This window comes from Streptomyces sp. ITFR-21, assembly GCF_031844685.1.
Lineage (GTDB): Bacteria > Actinomycetota > Actinomycetes > Streptomycetales > Streptomycetaceae > Actinacidiphila.
The window spans coordinates 91,372-110,259 of record NZ_CP134605.1 but is presented as its reverse complement, the minus strand read 5'-3'; the positions used below and the strand labels follow the sequence as shown (position 1 = coordinate 110,259).

Sequence of the window (18,888 nt, the reverse complement as noted above, 5' to 3'; positions counted from 1 at the left end):
AGACAGAGGATGTTCGGTTATCGCGTTCCCGCACCCGATGAGGCGATGCTGATCTCGGGCGGCCGACGAGGTCTTGGGGGTGCGCCGTTCCGGGTCGTGACCGGGCACGGCAAGTTCGTGCCCCCGGTGTTCCGCAAGACCCGCTTCCTGACCCTCGCCATGTGCGAGGCCGAGGTCTCGGAGACCTGCGTCACCAAGCAGGGCATCGCGCTGAGTGTCACGGCCGTCATCGCGTTCAAGGTCGGCAACGACCACGAGAGCATCGTCAACGCCGGGCAGCGGTTCCTGTCCGACCAGGACCAGATGTCGGTGCTCACCGGCCGGATCTTCGCCGGCCACCTGCGGTCCATTATCGGCTCGATGACGGTGGAGGAGATCGTCACCGAGCGGCAGAAGCTCGCCACCGAGGTGCTGGAGACCTCCAAGACGGAGATGGGCAAGATCGGGCTCACCGTCGACTCGCTGCAGATCCAGTCCATCGACGACGGCGCCACCGGCTACATCGACGCGATGTCCGCGCCGCACAAGGCGGCCATCCAGCGGCAGGCGCAGATCGCGCAGGCCCAGGCCACCCAGGCGTCCGCCGAGGCCCAGCAGGCCGCGGCCCGCAACCAGGCCGAGTACGCCCGGCAGACCGCGGTCGTCCAGGCCCAGTACAACGCCGAGGTGGACCGGGCGCAGGCGCAGTCCGCGCAGGCCGGCCCACTGGCCCAGGCGCACGCCCAGCAGGAGGTGCTCGCCGCTCAGACCGAACTGGCGCTGCGCGCCGCCGAACTGCGCCAGCAGCAGCTCGTCGCGGAGATCGTCAAGCCGGCCGAGGCCGAGGCGGAGCGGATTCGGGTGCTGGCCGTCGCCGAGGCCGAGCGGATGCGCATCCAGGCGGAAGCCGCCGCCTCGCACGACCGGGTCGCGCTGGACCGGATGCTCATCGACCAGCTGCCGCTGATCGTCAAGGAGGCGGCGGCCGGCCTGTCCGGCGCCAACGTCAACGTGCTCAACGGCGCCGACGGCCTCAGCGAGATCGCGGCGGGCCTGGTCAGCCAGGGCCTGACCATCCTGGACTCGGTCCGCAAGAACCTCGGCAACGGCGAGGGCGCGCAGGCGGCCGGCGAGGTCGCCCTGCGCGGCGACGCCGCCGGGCGGGACCGCGGCGGCAACAGGTCCTCGGACGGGCCGGTCGACATCCGCTAGGCATCGGCCGGGTGCCGGCAGCCGGGCCCCGACCGGGCGCGTCCGCCACCCGGCCGGGTCCCGGTCCGGTGCCGTCCGGCCGCGGACCGGGCCGCCACCGGACGGGCCAGGAGGTGCGAGGCCGCGCCGGCTGGGCAGGTGTGCCTAGGACCGCCTGAGCCGAGAAGGGACGGATACCGTGGCACGACCGAAGATCCTTGTGGTGGGCGCCGGATTCGCCGGAGTGGAGTGCGTGCGGCGGCTGGAGCGCCGGCTCGGCTCCGCCGAGGCCGATGTCGCGCTGGTGACGCCGTTCTCCTATCAGCTCTACCTGCCGCTGCTGCCACAGGTGGCCTCCGGCGTGCTGACCCCGCAGTCGATCGCGGTCTCGCTGCGCCGCAGCGGCAGGTTCCGCACCCGGATCATCCCCGGCGGCGCCGTCGGCGTGGACACCGCGGCCAAGGTCTGCGTGATCCGCAAGATCACCGGCGAGACCGTCGACGAACGCTACGACCACATCGTGCTGGCGCCCGGCAGCGTCACCCGCACCTTCGACATCCCCGGCCTGGCCGACAACGCCCGCGGCATGAAGACCCTTGCCGAGGCCGCCTTCGTCCGCGACCACGTGATCGCCCAGCTCGACCTCGCCGATGCCAGCCACGACGAGGCCGAGCGCGCCTCCCGGCTGCAGTTCGTCGTGGTCGGCGGCGGCTACGCGGGCACCGAGACCGCGGCCTGCCTCCAGCGGCTGACCGGCACCGCGGTCAAACGCTACCCCCGGCTGGACCCCGCGCTCATCAAGTGGCACCTGATCGACATCGCCCCCAAGCTGATGCCCGAACTCGGCGACAAGCTGGGCGCCAGCGCGCTGAAGGTCCTTCAGGACCGCGGCGTCGAGGTCTCCCTCGGCGTCTCCGTCCAGAAGGCGGGCGCCGAGGAGGTCACCCTCACCGACGGCCGGGTGCTGCCCTGCCGCACCCTCATCTGGACCGCGGGCGTCGCGGCGAGCCCGCTGATCGCCACCCTGGGCGCGGAGACGGTACGCGGCCGGCTCGCCGTCACCGCCGAGATGACCCTGCCGGGCCAGGACGGGGTGTTCGCCCTCGGCGACGCCGCGGCGGTGCCCGACCTGGCCAAGGGCGAGGACGCCGCGGTCTGCCCGCCCACCGCGCAGCACGCCATGCGCCAGGGCCGCAGGGTCGCCGACAACGTCATCGCCGCACTGCGCCGGCAGCCGCTGCGCCCCTACACCCACAAGGACCTCGGCCTGGTCGTCGACCTCGGCGGCAAGGACGCGGTGTCCAAGCCGTTCGGCATCGAGCTGCGCGGCCTGCCCGCCCAGGCGGTCGCCCGCGGCTACCACTGGTCGGCGCTGCGCACCAACGTCGCCAGGACCCGGGTGCTCACCAACTGGGTGCTCAACGCGGTGGCCGGCGACGACTTCGTCCGCACCGGGTTCCTGTCCGGCGCGCAGGGCGCCCTGCGCGACTTCGAGCACACCGACTCCTATCTCAGCCCGGAGCAGGTGCGCGAGCACACACGGGCCCTGACCGCCCGCCCGCGGTAGGCCGGGCCGGGGCCGCCACCCGGTCCGATGCAAGAAGAGGTTCCCCTTCTAGTGCAGACGCACTAGTCTGTTCTGGTGTCGTCCGTACAGACAGAGACAGGGACCAAGTGATGACCGCCCCGGCGCTCCAGGTGACGGCGGAGCGTGCCGCTGCCCGGGTGACGCTCGTCCTCGTCGGCGAGCTCGACCTCGACGGCGCCCAGCCGCTGCGCACCGCCCTCGCCGAGGGCTTCTCCCGGCGCCCGCAGCAGCTGGTGCTCGACCTGTGGGATCTGCGGTTCTGCGACTGCGCCGGCCTCAACGTGCTACTGGAGGCCGAGGCCGCGGCACGCCAGTCCGGTGTGGAGCTGCGACTGGAGGGCGTCCGCGCCCAGCTCACCCGGCTGTTCGGACTGGCCGGCGTGGACGACCTCCTCTCCCACACCGGCCAGCGCCTGCCACCGAGGATCCTTTGATGCCACCCCCCGAGATCCCGCCGTCCGCGTCCATCAGGATCGTGCTGGTCGAGGACCACGACATGGTGGCCGAGGCCATCCGGATGGCCCTGGACCGCACCGCCGACCTGCGGGTCGTCGCCCGCAGCGCGTCGATCGCCGCCGCGCTGGCCGACACCGCGCGGCTGCGCCCCGACGTGGTGCTGCTCGACCGGCGGCTGCCGGACGGCGACGGCATCGACTGCATCGTCGGACTGAGGGCCGCCGCCCCGCACTGCCGGGTCCTGGTACTGGCCGGCGAGGGCACCATCACGGTCGCCACCAGGGTCGCCGAGGCCGGCGGCGCCGGACTGATCCTCAAGGCAGACAACCTCGACGAGCTCCAGGACGCGGTACGGCGGGTGGCGGCCGGCGAGATCGCCTTCAGCAAGGGCCTGCTCGGCGCGGTGCTCGAACGTCTCACCGGCCGCGCCCCCGACCGCGGCGCCACCCTCACCCCCCGCGAACGCGAGACGCTGGACCTGCTCGGCGAGGGGCTCGGCAGCGCCGAGATCAGCCGGCGGCTCGGCGTGGCGGTCAACACCGCCCGCAACCACATCCAGCGGGTCCTGGAGAAGCTGGACGCGCGTACCCAACTGGAGGCCGTCACCACCGCCCGCCGCGAAGGACTGCTGCGGTGAGCGGCCCCCGCCCGCCGGAGGAAGGCCCGCCGCAGGAGAGCCCGCGCCCGCCGCAGGACGCGGGCCCGAAGGACCCGGCCCCGGCGCACCCGCCGGAAGCGGCGCCCGGGGAGGCCCCGCCGGACCCGGCCCACCCCGTCCCCATGTCCTCCGAGACCGCGTTCAGGCTGCTGGTCCAGAGCGTGCTGGACTACGGCATCTTCATGCTCGACCCCGGCGGGCACATCAGCAGCTGGAACGCGGGCGCCGAACGGATCAAGGGCTACCGGGCCGAGGAGATCACCGGCAAGCACTTCTCCGTCTTCTACCCGCCCGAGGACATAGCCGCCCGTAAGCCGTACCGGGAGCTGGAGATCGCCGTGGCCGAGGGCCGGCTGGAGGACGAGGGCTGGCGGATCCGCAAGGACGGCACCCGCTTCTGGGCCAATGTGGTGATCACCGCCCTCTTCGACGAGTCCGGTGTGCTGCGCGGCTTCGGCAAGGTCACCCGCGACATGACCGAACGCCGTGCCGCCGAGCAGGAGCTCAGCGACCGCCGCCGGCTCTTCGCCCACCTGGTGCAGGCGCAGGAGATGGAGCGCCGGCGGATCGCCTGGGACGTCCACGACGACTCGATCCAGTCGATGGTCGCGGTCGGTATGCGGCTCCAGCTCCTCGCCGACCAGGCCCCCGAGCCCTACGCGCGCGAACTCGCCCGGCTGGACGCGTCCGTCCGCGAGGCCGTCACCCGGCTGCGCGACCTCACCTTCCGGCTGCACCCGCCGGGCATCGACCGGCACGGCCTGGTCGAGTCGCTCGCCCTGCACCTGGAGGACGTGGTGGGCGGCTGGGGCCTGGCCTCGGAGTTCACCCACGGTCTGCGGCACGAGCCGGCGCCGGAGACCGCCATCACCGTCTTCCGCATCGTCCAGGAGGCCCTGCTCAACGTCCGCAAGCACGCGCGGGCCGCGACCGTACGGCTGGAACTCCACTCCGTCGACGGCGGCCTGCTGACCCGGGTCATCGACGACGGCAACGGCAAGGGCCTGGCGGCGCACGCCGTGCACCCGCACTTCGGTGTGATGGAGATGCGGGAGCGGGCCGAGACGGCCGGCGGCTGGTGGACCATCCGGGGTGTGGCCGGCACGGGCACGACGGTGGAGTTCTGGGTGCCGGACCTGCCGGCCGCCCCCACCGGTCCGCTGACCGAGGCCGACGGCCTGCCCGCCGCAGAACAGCCGTCGTGACCGGGCCGCCCGACCCCGCCGTGCTGCGCGTGCTGGTCTGCGACGACAACGACCTGCTCCGCGACGTCCTGACCGAGCTCCTGGCGGCCCAGCCGGACCTGGAACCGGCCGGCTCGGCCGCCGACACCGACGACGCGGTCCGGCTCGTCACCCTGCTGCGACCGCACGTCGTGGTGCTGGACGTGCGCTTCCCCGGCGGCGGCCCCGAGACCGCCCGCCGGATCGCCCACACCGCCCCCGACACCGGCATCCTGGCCTTCTCCGCGTACGCCGACGCCGGCACGGTCGCCTCGATGCGGTCCGCGGGCGCCAGGGAGTACCTGGTCAAGGGCGCGACCAACGCCGAGTTCCTGGCCGCCGTCCGCCGCGTCGGCCGCCCGTCCGCCGCCCTGTCCCCGCCCGGCCCCGCCGACAGACCCTAGCCCTCCTCGCCGGGGTCCCCGGCCTCCTGCATCGCGAACCACACCGTCTTGCCCTCCGGCTTCGGCCGTACGCCCCACTGGTCGGACAGGATGTCCAGCAGCACCAGACCGCGCCCGGACGAGGCCATCTCACCGGGCGCCCGCTGGTGCGGCAGCCCGTCGCCGCTGTCGGCCACCTCCACCCGCAGGGTCCGCCGGCCCGGCTTCCCGGTGACGGTCGCCACCAGCGCGGCCGGCTGGTCGGTGTGCATCAGGACGTTGCCCAGCAGCTCGGACGACAGCAGCACCGCGGTGTCCACCTGGTCGGGCCGCGCCCAGTCGTGCAGCAGCGACCGCAACTCGGTGCGGGCCTCGGCCACCCCCTCCGCCTGGTCCTGCTCGATCGCCAGCACCAGCCGCCGCTCGGGCACCGCGGCCGGCTGCGGCCCGCTGTCCCGGCGCAGCAGGAGCAGCGCGATGTCGTCCTCGTTGCGCGGCGGGAGCCGAGCGTCGTCGGTCCCGGACATCGGGCTGCCGACCGCCTGGATCAGCCGGTCGGCCATCGCCTCCAGGTCGTCCGCGGGACCCGGTACCAGGGCGTCCCTGACCCGGACCCAGCCCGTGTACATGTCGAACCCGCCGGTCTCGATCAGCCCGTCGGTGCACAGCAGCATCACCTCCTCGGGACGCAGCTCCACCACGCTGACCGGGTAGTCGTCCGCGTCGGGCATCAGCCCCAGCGGCAGCCCGCCGCGGATGTGCTTGATCACACACGTGCCGTCCGGCATCCGCAGCACCGGGTGCGGATGCCCGGCCCTGGCGATTTGCAGCACACCGGTCGCCGGGTCGGCGTCGACGTAGAGGCAGGTGGCGAACCGGTCCGCGTCCAGGGCGGTCAGAAAACGCGAGGTCCGCGACAGCACCGCGTCCGGCCCGTGCCCCTCGGCCGCGTAGGCGTGCACCGCCGTCCGCAGCTGGGCCATCAGCCCGGCCGCGTGCACGTCGTGGCCCTGCACGTCGCCGACGACCAGCCCCAGCCGCCCGGTCGGCAGGTTGATGCAGTCGTACCAGTCGCCGCCGACCACCAGCCCGCCGCCGGTGGGCACGTAGCGCGTGGCCAGGGTCAGCCCCGGCAGCGCCGGATCCACCGCGCCCATACTGCGCCGCAGGCCCCGGGACAGCGCCAGCTCCGCCTCACCGGTGCGGGTGCGCTCCAGCGCCTGGGCCAGCAGCCGGGCGGTCGCCATCAGCAGAGCCCTCTCCTGCGCGGTGAACCCCACCGGCGTTCGGAAGGCCGCCAGCCACACCCCGGTGATCCGCCCGGCCGTCACCAGCGGCAGGAACGCCCAGGCCGTGCGGCCCACGAGCGCGGTCATCGGCCAGGCCGCCGGATAGCGCTCGCGGTACGCGGCGGCGGTCGGCAGGTACACCGGCTGCCCGCTCCTGACGACGTCGACGGCCGGGTACCGCGTCGACAGCGATATCCGCACCGTGCGACGGGTGTCCGGGCGCCGGAAACCGTGCTGGCCCACGCTGTCCAGGAACCTCCCTGTCACCGCGAACACCGCCAGGCCGTCCAGGTCGAAGTCCGGCGCGCGCAGCCGCGCCACCGCCTTCAGCACGTCGGTCAGCGAGTCGGCCCCGGCGAGATCGTGCCCGGCGCCGAACACCTGGAGGTCGCGGCGCCGGGCGCCGGACTCGGGCGGCGCGCCGCCGGGCCGTGCCGGGTCGAGCCGGTTCAGCGCGTCGATCTGCCGCAGTTCGGACAGGTCCTGGTCCGAGGCGTCCGGCTGCCCGGCGAGGGGTGTCCCCGGGCCGGGCGCACCCCCGTCCGGGGCCCACGCGTCCGGCCGCCCCTCCCGCGGACGCCGGTCCGGTCCCTGCCGGCCGGTGTCCCGCGCCGGCGCGTCCTGCCCCCGGTCCGGGTCCCGGCCGGATCTGTCCTGCTCCGGCGCGGGCTCGTCTCCTCCACCGCCCATCCGACGCCCTTTCGTCCGGTTCGCGTGCCGTACCCCCATGCTCCGTCCCCGTCGTGCCTCCCGCAGTCCGGGACGCGCGAACGCCGTAGCCGGGCCGCCCGCGCCCGGCCCGCGGGAGGCGTCCGGGGGCGAGGTACGGGCGGACCCCGGCGGACTGGCATGATCGGGGGGTGGTCGAGCGCATCATCGCCGCGTGTGACGGGGCATCCAAGGGCAATCCGGGACCGGCCGGCTGGGCATGGGTCATCGCCGACGGGTCGGGCGAGCCGGTCCGCTGGGAGGCGGGGCCGCTGGGCACCGCCACCAACAACGTCGCCGAGCTGACCGCCCTGGAGCGGCTGCTGGCCGCCGCGGACCCGGCGGCGCCGCTGGAGATCCGGATGGACTCCCAGTACGCGATGAAGGCCGTCACCACCTGGCTGCCCGGCTGGAAGCGCAAGGGCTGGAAGACCTCGGCCGGCAAGCCCGTCGCCAACCAGGACCTGGTGGTCAGGATCGACGGGCTGCTCACCGGCCGCCCGGTCGAGTTCCGCTACGTCCCCGCGCACCAGGTCGGCGGCGACCGGCTCAACGACTTCGCCGACCGTGCCGCGAGCCAGGCCGCCGTCACCCAGCAGGCCGCGGGCAGCGGCCTCGGCTCACCCCCGCCGCCGCCGTCGGCCACCGGCGGCGGGGGGGCGTCCGGCCCGGTCCGCACCTCCGGCGCGGCGTCCGCCGCCGGGCCGGCCGGCTCCTCCCGGAAGCCGGCCAAGAACGCCGGGCCGCCCCGCACGCTGAAGGCGAAGTACCCCGGCAGGTGCCGCTGCGGACGCGCCTACGCGCCCGGCGAGCCGATCACGAAGAACGGCGACGGCTGGGGCCATCCCGACTGCCGCTGACCCGGCGCCGCGTGCCCGCGGCTCAGGAGGCGGCGGCCCCCGCCACGGGTTCGTCGCCGTCGCCGCCGTCGCCCGAGAGATCGGCCATGGTGGCGCCCACGACGCGGTCGGCCGGCAGGATGGCCGGTTCGCGGTAGCGCAGCAGCAGCATCGCCGCGTCGTCGTGCAGCGGGCCCTCGGTATGCCGGATCAGATCCGCGCGCAGCACCTCCAGCGCGTGCTCCGGGTCCGCCTCGGACAGCAGCGGGGCGCGCCCGGCCAGCGGGTAGAACGCCCCGGCCGCGTTCCGCGCCTCGGTGACGCCGTCGGTGTACAGCAGCAGCTGGTCGCCCGGTCGGAACGACACCGCGAAGGGGACCGCCGACTCCGCCTGGCGCATGCCGAGGCCCAGCGGCAGCGAGTACACCGGCGGCTCGGGGAAGACCACCGTGCCGTCGGGGGAGACCACCATCGGCGGCGGGTGCCCGAAGTTGAGCAGCGTCGTGCCGTCCTGCGGGCTGATCTCGGCCATCAGCGCCGTGACGAACTTCTCGCCCCCGCTGACCGTGCGGTCGGCGGCGCGCTGCACCCGCTCCCCGACCCCCTCCAGGGTCTTCTCGTCGTACGCCGCCTCCCGGAACGCGCCCAGCACCACCGCGGCCGTCTCGACCGCCTCCAGGCCCTTGCCCTGCACATCGCCGATGATCACCCGGACCCCGGCGGGCGAGGCCACCACCTCGTACAGGTCGCCGCCGATCCGCGCCTCGGCCACCGCCGAGGTGTACGAGACGGCCGCCCGCAGGTGCCCCGCGCTGCGCGGCACCGGGCGCAGCAGCACCCGCTGGGCGACCTCGGCGATCGACCGTACGCTGGCCAGCTCCGCCTCGCGCCGCTGCCGGGTCACCGCGGCGATCACGCCCGCGACGGTGACGCCGATCACCGCGCCGATGGCGGCGAAACCCCGCCGCTCGGCGAACAGCCCGTCCGCCACGCCCAGCGCGCACACCACGGCCACCGCCAGCGCCCCGATCACCGCGGTACGCACCCAGGTGCCGATCAGCCCGGCGAAGGCCGGCCCGAGCGAGACCAGCGGCAGCAGGCCGACGCTCGCGCCCGCCACCCCGTCCACCACGGCGACCAGCGCCATCACCGCGTACGGCAGCACGGTCAGCGGCAGCGGCACCCCGTGCTCCCCGGACCGGGCTGCCGCGCCCATGGCCGTGCCGAGGAGGCCGCCCGCGCGGTGCGGGGGGCGCCGGCCGTCGGGGACTCGTCGCAGCACGGTGACTTCTCCTTCCCGCGTGTCTTCCAGGCTAGGGCCGTCACCGTCACCCGCCTGTCCGGACTTCACCTTCCGTTACCGGTTCGACGTCCCGAGCCGCACGGCGGCTCCCGTCCAGTGCCCGCCCGACGCCCGTACCACACCGGTGCGGGGGGCGGCCCCGACGTCCTCGGCGCCCGCGGGCCGCGCGGACCGCTCCGGTGCGGGCGGGACCGGGCGGCGGTACGGGTGCGCGTACGGCGCGCGGCGCCGGCCGGGGAGGCCGGGGTGCCACGCGTCGGGGGGCAGCGACATCGGTGCCTTCTTTCATGTGCCTGCGGCGTGCGGCCTATTCGATCACGTCAGGCTGTGTCCTGGCGCGCCGTCCGCCGAGTCCGCGCCGTGCGGTGGCCTTCGTCCGCGTCTGCCGATCTTCGCCGGTACCTGCCGGTATGCGGCGATGTCCGCCGTTCACTCCCGCGGGGGACCCGGTCGGCGGGCGGCGCCACGCGACTCACCGATATTCGGGTGAACGGGGCGGTTCCGGCGGGTAGAGCCGGTATTTTGCTCCCGCTTCGCACTTTCGTCATTGATAGGAGACATATGCGTACCCGTAGTGCTCTGGCCGCCTGTGGTCTGGCCGCGGCCGTGATCGCCGGCGGTGCCGGCACCGCCTCCGCCATCGGCAACGATCAGGGGACCACCACCGTCAACGGCAACGGTGCCACCCAGGCGTACGGCAACACCGTCACCGGCGGGAGCCTCAGCCCGCAGATCGGCCTGGTGCAGGGCTCCCTGAACAAGCTGTGCCTCGGTGCCCCGATCAAGGCCAACGTCGGTTCGCTGATCGGTCTGATCCCGATCACCGTGCAGGACGTCAACGTGCTCGCCTCGCCGCAGAACCAGCAGTGCGCGGAGAACTCCACCCAGTCCAAGGGTGACGAGCCGCTGTCGCACATCGCGGACGACATCCCGGTGCTGTCCGGCAACGGCGCCGCCAACCGCTGAGCGCGGCCGGCGACGGCGGACGGCCGGCCCTCCCCGCGGGGAAGGCCGGCCGTCCGCGCCGGTGCCCGCCGGGACCGCCCGGCCGGCCTCCGCCGGTCACCGCTTGCCGATCACCGCGAACATCAGCCACAGGTAGAAGGCCAGCAGATGGGCCGCGACGACGTAGACCAGCACCCGCAGGACGACCCCGCGCTCCTTGCGCTTCTCGCTGCCGTTGCTGGTCCGGGCCACGCCGGGTGCGGCGGGCACAGCGGTGGGCTCGATCCCGGTGGTGGCGGTCATGGCCGGTCTCCTCTGCTGTCGGTGGTCTCCCGCGGCCCGATGCACAGGGTCGAGGTCTCGCTCTGCATCAAGGTGTGGACGAAGAGCAGGTCGGTCCCGGCGGACCCGGCGGCGGCCAGCCGGTGCGGCACCAGCGAGTCGAAGTGCGCCGAGTCCCCGGCGGCCAGCCGGTGGACGCGCTCGCCGAGGGTCAGCTCCAGCTCGCCCGCGGTGACGTAGAGCCACTCCTCGCCGGGGTGCACCCGGACAAGCGCCTGCTGCGCCCGTGCCGGCACGTGCACCCGCAGGGCCTGCATCGCCCGGCCGGTGCCGCCGGCCCGCCGGTAGGTCCAGCCGCCGGCCGGCACCGCGGGCATCCGGTCGCCGCGTACGACGGGGTCGGGCTCGGCCGTCGTCTCCCCGAGCAGGTCGGAGACGGTGGTCCCGTACAGCCGGGCGAGGCCCAGCAGTACGGGCAGCGAGGGCTGGCGCAGCCCGGACTCCAGCCGGGACAGGTGGGCCGCCGAGAGCCCGAGCCGGTGGGCCGCGGACTCCAGGGTGAGCCCGCCCGCCAGTCGGCGCTCCCGCAGCCGGGGGGCCAGTACGAGGTCCTCGCCGAGAGCCGGTGCCGCGGTGTGCGTCGCGTCCATGCGCCCATGGAAACAGGTTGCGTGCCTGTGAGGCAACGAACATGCCTCACAGGCAAAGAGCCCGCTCGCGCCGCAGGTCAGGCCCTTCTCCCGTCGGGTGTTCGAGTCTCACGCCCGGTGTTCGAGCATGGCGAGGAAGTTCTCGGCCGCGTCCTGGACCCGGTCCCGGTCGCCGGTGGCGAGCAGGTCGAGCAGCAGTCCGCGGATCGTGGCGACCACCAGGGTGGCCCCGCGTGTCGCCGTCGCCCGGTCGGTGTCCGGTCCCTGGGCCTCGAGCAGGTTCCCCATCCAGTCCGCCACCACCCGCTCCAGGAATCCCGCGAACTGCTCCGGCGCCTGGAGGGCGCGTCCGTAGACCGCGAAGAACAGCCGGAACTCCGCCCACCGCCGCGGATCGGAGGTCCGGGTCCACGCGGCACGCGCCGCCGCCGCCAGGCCGGGCTGCTCGCCGAGCGTCTCGCCGGTGGCCGCGACGATGCGCTCCCGCAGGCGCCCGAGGATGGCCGCCAGCATCTGCTCCTTGGTGCCGAAGCGGTGCACCAGGGTCGTGGTCGACACCCCGAGGGCAGTGGCGACCGGCCGCCACGACACCTCGGAGAACCCGTGCTCGACCGTGTAGTCGACCACCGCGTCGAGCAACTCCGCCCGCCGCTGATGGTCGACGGGCCGCCCCGCCATCGCTGCCTCCCGTGGTGGTCCTCGGCTTGACATTTCTGGTACGACCGTACAAAGAATAGCGGCTGACATCAAGGGCCGGCCGCCGCACCTCCGCCCGGCAGGCGCCCATGTCCGTCCTGGAGGTTCCCATGCGTGTTTTCGTCACCGGAGCGTCGGGCTGGATCGGCCGCGGGCTCGTCCCCGAGCTGATCGCCGCCGGCCACGAGGTCACCGGGCTCGCCCGGTCCGAGGCCGCGGCCAAGGCGCTCCGAGCCCAGGGGGTCCAGGTGCTCGCCGGCTCGCTCGACGACCTGGAGACCCTGCGCGCCGCCGCCCTCGCCTCCGACGGGGTCGTCCACCTGGCGTTCAAGCACGACATCGCCTTCGCGGGTGATTTCGCCGGCGCCACCGCCGCCGACCGCGCGGCGATCGAGACCTTCGGCGAGGCGCTGGCCGGCAGCGGCAAGCCGTTCGTGATCGCCTCCGGCATCCTCGGCGTGCTCGGACTCGCGCCCGGGGTCGTGGCCACCGAGCGCGACGGGCTGGCCGCGCCCGCCGGGGACCGCGGGGTCCCGGTCAGCGGCGCCGACGGGCGGGTGGCCAACGCCCACCTCACGCTCGCGTTCGCCGACCGCGGCATCCGCTCCTCGGTCGTACGGCTGCCGCCGGCCACGCACGGTGAGGGCGACAACGGGTTCATCGTGACCGCGATCGGCTTCGCCCGGCAGAAGGGCGCCGCGGCCTACGTCGGCGACGGCGCCAACCGCTGGCCCGCGGTCCACCGCGACGACGCCGCCCGTCTGTTCCGCCTCGCGCTGGAATCCGCGCCGGCCGGCTCGGTGCTGCACGCGGTCGGCGACGAAGGCGTGCCCGTCCGCGAGATCGCCGAGGTCTTCGCGGCCCGGCTGGAGGTCCCCGTCGTCAGTGTCCCCGCCGAGCAGGCCGGGCAGTACCTCGGGTTCCTCGGCGGCTTCTGGGGGTTCGACGGCCCCGCCTCGGCTCAGGCCACCCGCGACCTCCTCGGCTGGGAACCGACCCGGCCGGGGCTGCTCGCCGACCTCGAACAGGGCCACTACTTCGCCTGACCGCCCCGGCCGCCCCTGACGCCCCGGCCGGTGCCGCCCACGGCGCGGGGGCGGCCCGCGACACGGCCGGCCCCGGCCCGCGCCCGCAGGACCGCGTGCCGGAGAAGTCCCGCCCGCGGCGCGGCGTCCGGCCCGCACGTCCGCCGCGTTCCCGCCGGTCGGCGCCGCACCGCGTCGCTCCTGATGCACCTCGGCGCCGGGGCCAGCCAGTACCAGAACAGGTCCGACAGCCCGGCGCCACGGCTGCGGCCGTCCGCCGCCGGATGCCCGTAGAGCTCGGCGCACCGGTCGGCGTCCACCTGGTCGTTCGGGACCACGACCCCCTCGGGGCCGTTGACCCGGGCGAAGACCTTCACCCGCAGCGTGACCACCGCCTTCGGCAGCCAGTACGGGGTACTGGCCAGTGCCGCCGTCGCCACCGCCGTTGTCGACGCCCGCGTCAGCCGACGTCGAACAGATTCACCCTGTCGTGGTCGGCGCCGTATTCGAGGGTGACGGCCAGATAGCGGTCGACGGCGCCGAACGTGCCTTCGGTGATCGCCCGGTGCGGACGGTCGACCGGCACCTCCTCGAAGTAGTCGACGGTGTCGCCGCCGACCGCCACCGCGTCGGAGAGGAAGCCGAAGAGCTGCCAGAGCGCGGAGGTGCGGTTGACCCGCCCGACGAGCTTGTCGGCGACCGCCTCGGGGGTCGCGGGCAGCTCCCGGCGCGGCCAGGGCTCGCCGTGGTAGCGCTGCTCCAGAATGCGGTGCAGCGCCCGCACCCCGTACCGGAAACCGTGGATGAATCCGCTGGTGGACCGCTCGAAGTCACGGACCTGGGTGATAGTGCCGGCGACATACAGATCGGGGACGCTGGTGGATTCCCAGGAATCGGTCTGCGCCGGGAAACGGTCCTTCGGACCGGGTAGGCCGCCCACGCCTTCGTCGTCCCGGCGGCCGGCCGCGTCCCCGACCGGGACGCGCTGCGCGCCGCGGTACGCGCCGAACTCGGCGAGGCCGCCGTCCCGGCCGCCGTCACCGTGCTCGGCGAGGTGCCGGTGGCGCCCAGCGGCAAGCCCGACAAGAAGGCGCTCGTCGCCCTCGTCACCGGCGGTCCGGCGCCGTCCGCCTGACGGCCGCGGCCGGCCGGTCCGCCGCTCACGACGGGGGGTTGCCGGTGGTGCCGCCGATCAGCGGGGTGATCGCGAACAGGTTGCCGCAGTTGACGACCTGCCCGGGAACGTCGAGCGACGCCTTGCTGCCCGGCGGATAGACGCGCAGCCAAGTGGAGGCCGGCAGGCAGGTGCCCTGCCGGTTGACGGTGTGGACGGTGTCGCTCGCCGAGCCGCCCGGCGCCAGCACCACCGGCGCGTAGCCGTCGTGTTCACGGGTGGCGGGCGCACCGATCTGCCGGCCGTCCGCGTCCAGCATGGACACGCCGGGGAAGCCCGTCAGATGACAGCTCGTCGCACTGCGGTTGGTGAGTACCAGGTACCGGTAGAGGTTCCCCGCGCCGGCGTCGCCGCCGCCCAGGGCCGCGGTGAGCTGCGCCGCCGTGCACGTCGGCGTGGCCGGCGGTGTGGTCGCGGCAGGTGGGGGGGTCGGGGTGGCCGTGGCCGTGCCGGTGAGCCCGCCGGCCGCGCTCGCCCGGGGACCAGGCGGCGTGCCCGGCGCCGCGGGCCGGGCGGTGGGCGCGCCGGTGGGGCCGGAGGCGGGCGGCGCGGCCGGGGCGGCGGTGGAGGGCGGGGGGGAACTGCTGCGCACGCTGCTGGCGGGCGGGCCCACCACCTCGTCACCACCCCCCGCGTGCAGCGAACCGGCCACGTAGAGCGCGCCCGCGACCACCGCCACCGCGGCGGTACCGCCGACCGCGGCCCTGACCCGGCGGCGGCGCGCGGCCCTGCGGCGGATCCGCTCGAAGGCGCCCGGGGGCGCCGCGAGGAAGGCGGCCGGCGGCCGCAGCAGCGGCTCCGGCGGGTCCGCCGGCCCGTCGGTGCCGGGGAAGCCGGCCCCGGCACCGACGCCGGGGGAGCCGGGCCCGTTTTGGGGGGCCGGGCCGTGGCGGGGGCCGTCGGGGTGGTCGGGGCCGTCCCGGTGGTCGGCATGGTCGTCAGGAAATCCGGTCATGGTGTCCCCCGAGCTTGGCGCGCAGTAGTTCGCGGGCGGCGTGCAGATCGGCCTTGACCGTTCCCTCGTTACGGCCCAGCAGTACGGCGACCTCCCGTACCGGCAGGTCGGCGTAGTAGTACAGCAGAGCGGGGTCGCGCAGCCGCTCGGGGAGCGACTGGACGAGCATCCGCACCGACGGGTCGGCGGAGCCCGGCTGCGGCTTGACCGCCTCCTCCGTCCTGACCCGGCGCAGGGCCCGCCGTTCGCGGTCCGTCCTGCGCCAGTGGTCGCGGACCAGGTTGGCCGCGGTGACGTAGAGGAAGCCGGTGGGTTCCTCGACCTTCGTCCAGCGGGCCCACAGCCGGGTGAACGCCTCCGAGGCGATCTCGTGCGCGGTCCCGTCGTCGTCCACCAGGCGCCGGCACCAGCCCGCCAGCCGAGGGTAGACCGTCTCGAACAGCTCGGAGGCCGTGCTCTCCTGGGAACGGATGACCGCTGTCTCCTCACTCCTTGCCCGGGGGACACCGCCCGCCGGGCCCGCGCCGCCGGCCGCGCCCGCCCGCCGCACGGCCGTCTGCTCCCGGCTCACGGACCCGCGACCAGCGACGCGTAGACGATCACGTTGTCGGGGTAGCCGCCGCCCCCGGTCACCCGGGTGCCGCCGCAGGTGATGAGACGCAGCGCCGCGTGGTCCACGTTCCCGTACACCGCGGCGCTGGGGAAGCGCGGTTTCGGCACGGTCTGCACCGAGTCCACGGCGAACGCCGCCACCGTACCGTCCCGGCGGACCACCGTGACCCGGTCGCCGCGCCGCAGCCGGCCGAGCCGCACGAACACCCCGTCCCCGTGGCTGCCGACCGTGACATGCCCGAGGATCACCGAGGGGCCGGTCTGCCCCGGGGTCGGGGAGCCGTCATACCAGCCGGCCGGGGAGTGCGCGGCGATCGGCGGCACCTGGACGGTGCCGTCGGCCGCCAGGCCGAGCGGCATCACGGCGGTGTCCACCCCGATGGCCGGGACGCGCAGCCGCACCGGGACCGAGCGGCCCATCGGCTCCGCGCCCGCCGCCGGCGCGGTCGCCGGGGAGTTCCTTGGTACGGAGGCGGCGGCGGCCGGGAGCGCGCCGCCACCGGAGGCAGGCCGGGCGGGCGCGGCGGCCGTACCCGTGCAGCCGCAGAGGAGCGCGAGGCCGGCCGCGGCCAGACCGACGGCGGTGGCGGCCGGGTGGCGCGGGCGGACGGCGGTCCGCCCGCCGGCGCGGGCCACGGTGAGCGAGCGGCTCAACGGTCAGCCCCGGACCTGGGACCTGCGGCGGCGGACCGCCGCCGCCCCGAGCCCGCCCGCGGCCAGTACGCCCGCCGCCACGCCGGCCGCCACCGCTGCGGCGCCGTGCCCGCCGGAGGCCGACCCGGCCAGGCCGGTGTCGGGGGCGCCCTCGGGCACCGCGGTCACCTGCCGCCCGCCCGTGGCCGGCGCGAGGGTGGGCGTGGGAGCGGGCGCGCCCGCGGCGGTCGGCGTGCCGGTCGGCGCGGACTGCACGTTGGACGGGTTGCCCTCCCGGCCCGCGGCGAGCGGGGTGACCGAGAAGGTGTCATAGCACTCGGTGATCCGCGCCGGCACCAGCACGGAGGCGGTGTTCCCCGGCGGGTAGACGCGCAGCTGCGCGGAGGCGGGCAGGCAGGTGCCCTGCTGGTTGACGGTGTGGATGGTGTCGCTGGCGGACGCGCCGGGTGCGAGCACCACCGGGCTGTAGCCGGGATGGTCGCGGGTCGCGGGCGCTCCTATCGGCTTGCCGTCGGCGTCCAGCATGGACACCCCCGGGTAGCCGGTCACATGGCAGGTGGCGCCGCTGCGGTTGGTGAAGACCAGGTAGAAGTAGAGGTTGCCGGCACCGGCGTCGCCGCCCTGCTGGGCGACGGACAGCTGCGAGGTCGCGCACATCGGCGTGCCCGACGCGCGGGCCGGGGTGGCGGCCGCCGCGGGCACGGCGGTGCACGCGGCGACAACGGCGGCCGCCGCTCCGACGGCGGCTGAACGCTTGCGCATGTCCTGCTCCCTCGTCCGTCCGGCGGCCGCCTGGCTCGAAACGGGCCGGGCGGCGGGACCGGGAATCAGCAGGAGAGACGACGCGGCCCCCGGCCGGGTTGTAAAGAAAATGCAAAGTCAGTGCCGGACGCGCCGTGCGCGCCACCCAGTCCGCTCGCCACGCCGCCCCCGCCGCCTGCGGCGCGCCCCAGCCCGCGCCCGACCCTCCAAGGCGTCCGGGACCACTGGGCTTTCGCAAAAAGCCGACGGGGAAACAGCAGTTGACGGTGTGTCTGATAAAAAAACCGGTCCGCGCTACGGACATCAGCCGCCGCTTGCGTCACACTCGGTGGCTGGCGTCACCCCCACGGCACCCGCACACCCGGAGGTATGACATGTCCTTGCCCAGACTGTGGCCGCCGCCACCGCGGCGCAGCGCCGACGCCGCCCGCGCCGAAGGATAACCGGTTCCGCCGCGCCGCCGCCCCCGCACCTCCCGCGCCGCCCGGACCGGCGCGCTGGCCGCCGTGCTGCTGGCGGCCACCCTGTCACCGCTGCTGCCCGCCGGACCGGCCGCCGCGGACGATCGACAGCCTCGCCCTGCTCAACCCCGGCGCCGCCTACCCGGGCGGTACCAGCCGCCGAGCCGGGCGGCGCCTCCTCCGCCCACACCGACGCCGACTACCGCGACACCCTGCTGCCCGCCTTCCGCTCCAACCACGTGCCGCTGGGCGCCCTCGTCATCGACACCGACTACACGTCGCCCAGCACCTGGGACGGCTGGAACTAAAACACTGGCCTCTTCCCCGACCCGGCCGGCTTCATGAACGGGACCAGGACCCAGGGCCTGAAGGTCGCTCTCAACATCCACGCCGCCATCGGCGGCAACGACCCCAAGCTCGCCGCCGCCAACGCCGCCGCGGGCGGGCTCGCCCAGTCCAACGGCGACTACGTCTTCGACTGGAGCAACCCCCAGCAGGCCGAGGCCTACTTCGACCTGCACACCTCCTTCGAGGAGCAGGGCGTACGCGAACGGTGGCTGGACTGGTGCTGCGACGCCAGCCAGGTCAGCGCGCCCAACATGACCCCGGACGCCTGGATCAACCAGCTCTACAAGCAGCACGACGACGCCCGCGGGGTGCGCGGCTTCGCCTTCTCCCGGATGGGCGCCTCCTATCAGAACTACGGCGGCACCTACCCGGCCGGCCCCTGGGCCGAGCACCGCAACACCCTGCAGTTCACCGGTGACACCCCCGCCACCTGGGACTTGCTCGCCTACGAGGCGCAGTTCACCGCCGCCGAGGCCGCCATCGGCATGTCGAACGTCAGCGACGACATCGGCAGCTTCCACGGCGGCCACCTCGCCGACGACCTGTACGCCCGCTGGGTCCAGCTCGGCACCTTCCAGCCCGTGGACCGCCTGCACTCCGACCACGGGGACCGGCTGCCGTGGAACTACGGCGCCCCGGCCAACGCCTCCGCCACCGAGTTCCTCCAGCTGCGCGAGGCCCTCGTCCCGTACACCTACTCCCTGGCC

22 protein-coding genes and 1 pseudogene are annotated in these 18,888 nt (G+C 74.8%); 11 read left to right on the top strand and 12 right to left on the bottom strand.

Annotation, left to right across the window (positions count from 1 at the left end):
- Positions 1-9: 9 nt before the first annotated feature.
- From RLT57_RS00470 to RLT57_RS00445, 6 genes are all read left to right on the top strand, one after another.
- Positions 10-1,191: an SPFH domain-containing protein gene (locus RLT57_RS00470; RefSeq protein WP_311295343.1), complete on the top strand. Its 1,182-nt coding sequence runs from the start codon at positions 10-12 to the stop codon at positions 1,189-1,191.
- 178 nt (positions 1,192-1,369) lie between these two features.
- Positions 1,370-2,737: an NAD(P)/FAD-dependent oxidoreductase gene (locus RLT57_RS00465; RefSeq protein ID WP_311295342.1), complete on the top strand. Its 1,368-nt coding sequence runs from the start codon at positions 1,370-1,372 to the stop codon at positions 2,735-2,737.
- A gap of 110 nt (positions 2,738-2,847) precedes the next feature.
- Positions 2,848-3,192 (top strand): STAS domain-containing protein, encoded by a 345-nt coding sequence (locus tag RLT57_RS00460; protein ID WP_311295341.1) that lies wholly within the window; start codon positions 2,848-2,850, stop codon positions 3,190-3,192.
- Entirely contained in the window at positions 3,192-3,851 is a 660-nt protein-coding gene (locus RLT57_RS00455; RefSeq protein ID WP_311295340.1) for a response regulator transcription factor, read from the top strand. Before RLT57_RS00460 ends, RLT57_RS00455 begins: the two co-directional genes overlap by 1 nt.
- Positions 3,848-5,077, top strand: coding sequence for a PAS domain-containing sensor histidine kinase (locus tag RLT57_RS00450; RefSeq protein WP_311295339.1), 1,230 nt, complete (start codon positions 3,848-3,850; stop codon positions 5,075-5,077). Before RLT57_RS00455 ends, RLT57_RS00450 begins: the two co-directional genes overlap by 4 nt.
- Positions 5,074-5,499 carry a response regulator gene (locus tag RLT57_RS00445; RefSeq protein WP_311295338.1) on the top strand — a complete coding sequence of 142 codons (426 nt, stop codon included), beginning with the start codon at positions 5,074-5,076 and terminating at the stop codon, positions 5,497-5,499. Before RLT57_RS00450 ends, RLT57_RS00445 begins: the two co-directional genes overlap by 4 nt.
- Here RLT57_RS00445 and RLT57_RS00440 read toward each other — a convergent pair.
- Complete coding sequence (locus RLT57_RS00440) at positions 5,496-7,457, bottom strand: ATP-binding SpoIIE family protein phosphatase (RefSeq protein ID WP_311295337.1); 1,962 nt, start codon at positions 7,455-7,457, stop codon at positions 5,496-5,498. The genes RLT57_RS00445 and RLT57_RS00440 overlap by 4 nt on opposite strands.
- A 170-nt stretch (positions 7,458-7,627) precedes the next feature.
- Between RLT57_RS00440 and RLT57_RS00435 the strand changes: the two genes are divergently transcribed.
- Positions 7,628-8,335: a ribonuclease H family protein gene (locus RLT57_RS00435; protein WP_311295336.1), complete on the top strand. Its 708-nt coding sequence runs from the start codon at positions 7,628-7,630 to the stop codon at positions 8,333-8,335.
- A 22-nt stretch (positions 8,336-8,357) separates the two neighbouring features.
- Here RLT57_RS00435 and RLT57_RS00430 read toward each other — a convergent pair whose 3' ends face one another.
- A complete protein-coding gene (locus RLT57_RS00430) occupies positions 8,358-9,530 on the bottom strand; it encodes a PP2C family protein-serine/threonine phosphatase (protein WP_311300515.1) in 1,173 nt (390 codons plus the stop codon).
- Positions 9,531-9,671: 141 nt separating this feature from the next.
- Complete coding sequence (locus RLT57_RS00425) at positions 9,672-9,890, bottom strand: hypothetical protein (RefSeq protein ID WP_311295335.1); 219 nt, start codon at positions 9,888-9,890, stop codon at positions 9,672-9,674.
- 288 nt (positions 9,891-10,178) lie between these two features.
- On the opposite strand from RLT57_RS00425, the gene RLT57_RS00420 reads away from it, so the two are divergent.
- The gene (locus tag RLT57_RS00420; RefSeq protein WP_311295334.1) at positions 10,179-10,583 is read left to right on the top strand and encodes a rodlin; all 405 of its coding nucleotides are present in this window, start codon (positions 10,179-10,181) and stop codon (positions 10,581-10,583) included.
- A gap of 96 nt (positions 10,584-10,679) precedes the next feature.
- On the opposite strand, the gene RLT57_RS00415 is transcribed toward RLT57_RS00420, so the two are convergent.
- From RLT57_RS00415 to RLT57_RS00405, 3 genes are all read right to left on the bottom strand, one after another.
- Positions 10,680-10,865 (bottom strand): DUF6126 family protein, encoded by a 186-nt coding sequence (locus RLT57_RS00415; protein ID WP_311295333.1) that lies wholly within the window; start codon positions 10,863-10,865, stop codon positions 10,680-10,682.
- Complete coding sequence (locus RLT57_RS00410) at positions 10,862-11,494, bottom strand: helix-turn-helix domain-containing protein (RefSeq protein ID WP_311295332.1); 633 nt, start codon at positions 11,492-11,494, stop codon at positions 10,862-10,864. Before RLT57_RS00410 ends, RLT57_RS00415 begins: the two co-directional genes overlap by 4 nt.
- 108 nt (positions 11,495-11,602) lie before the next feature.
- Positions 11,603-12,172: a TetR/AcrR family transcriptional regulator gene (locus RLT57_RS00405; RefSeq protein ID WP_311295331.1), complete on the bottom strand. Its 570-nt coding sequence runs from the start codon at positions 12,170-12,172 to the stop codon at positions 11,603-11,605.
- A 128-nt stretch (positions 12,173-12,300) separates the two neighbouring features.
- On the opposite strand from RLT57_RS00405, the gene RLT57_RS00400 reads away from it, so the two are divergent.
- Entirely contained in the window at positions 12,301-13,236 is a 936-nt protein-coding gene (locus RLT57_RS00400) for an SDR family oxidoreductase (RefSeq protein ID WP_311295330.1), read from the top strand.
- Here RLT57_RS00400 and RLT57_RS00395 read toward each other — a convergent pair.
- From RLT57_RS00395 to RLT57_RS00370, 6 genes are all read right to left on the bottom strand, one after another.
- Positions 13,224-13,655: a hypothetical protein gene (locus tag RLT57_RS00395; protein WP_311295329.1), complete on the bottom strand. Its 432-nt coding sequence runs from the start codon at positions 13,653-13,655 to the stop codon at positions 13,224-13,226. The two genes, RLT57_RS00400 and RLT57_RS00395, sit on opposite strands and share 13 nt — an antisense overlap.
- 20 nt (positions 13,656-13,675) lie before the next feature.
- Positions 13,676-14,155, bottom strand: coding sequence for a hypothetical protein (locus RLT57_RS00390; protein WP_311295328.1), 480 nt, complete (start codon positions 14,153-14,155; stop codon positions 13,676-13,678).
- A gap of 220 nt (positions 14,156-14,375) precedes the next feature.
- Positions 14,376-15,344, bottom strand: a complete 969-nt coding sequence (locus RLT57_RS00385; RefSeq protein ID WP_311295327.1) for a DUF4232 domain-containing protein — start codon at positions 15,342-15,344, stop codon at positions 14,376-14,378.
- Entirely contained in the window at positions 15,328-15,816 is a 489-nt protein-coding gene (locus tag RLT57_RS00380; protein WP_311300514.1) for an RNA polymerase sigma factor, read from the bottom strand. The genes RLT57_RS00385 and RLT57_RS00380 overlap by 17 nt, the downstream gene beginning before the upstream one ends.
- A 95-nt stretch (positions 15,817-15,911) precedes the next feature.
- Positions 15,912-16,529, bottom strand: a complete 618-nt coding sequence (locus RLT57_RS00375) for a class F sortase (RefSeq protein ID WP_399129733.1) — start codon at positions 16,527-16,529, stop codon at positions 15,912-15,914.
- 84 nt (positions 16,530-16,613) lie between these two features.
- A complete protein-coding gene (locus RLT57_RS00370; protein WP_311295325.1) occupies positions 16,614-17,372 on the bottom strand; it encodes a DUF4232 domain-containing protein in 759 nt (252 codons plus the stop codon).
- A gap of 391 nt (positions 17,373-17,763) precedes the next feature.
- On the opposite strand from RLT57_RS00370, the gene RLT57_RS00365 reads away from it, so the two are divergent.
- Together RLT57_RS00365 and RLT57_RS00360 are read left to right on the top strand one after the other, a co-directional pair.
- Positions 17,764-18,141 (top strand): hypothetical protein, encoded by a 378-nt coding sequence (locus tag RLT57_RS00365; RefSeq protein WP_311295324.1) that lies wholly within the window; start codon positions 17,764-17,766, stop codon positions 18,139-18,141.
- A gap of 24 nt (positions 18,142-18,165) precedes the next feature.
- Positions 18,166-18,873, top strand: a pseudogene (locus tag RLT57_RS00360) (TIM-barrel domain-containing protein); the annotation flags it as partial.
- Positions 18,874-18,888 lie beyond the last annotated feature (15 nt).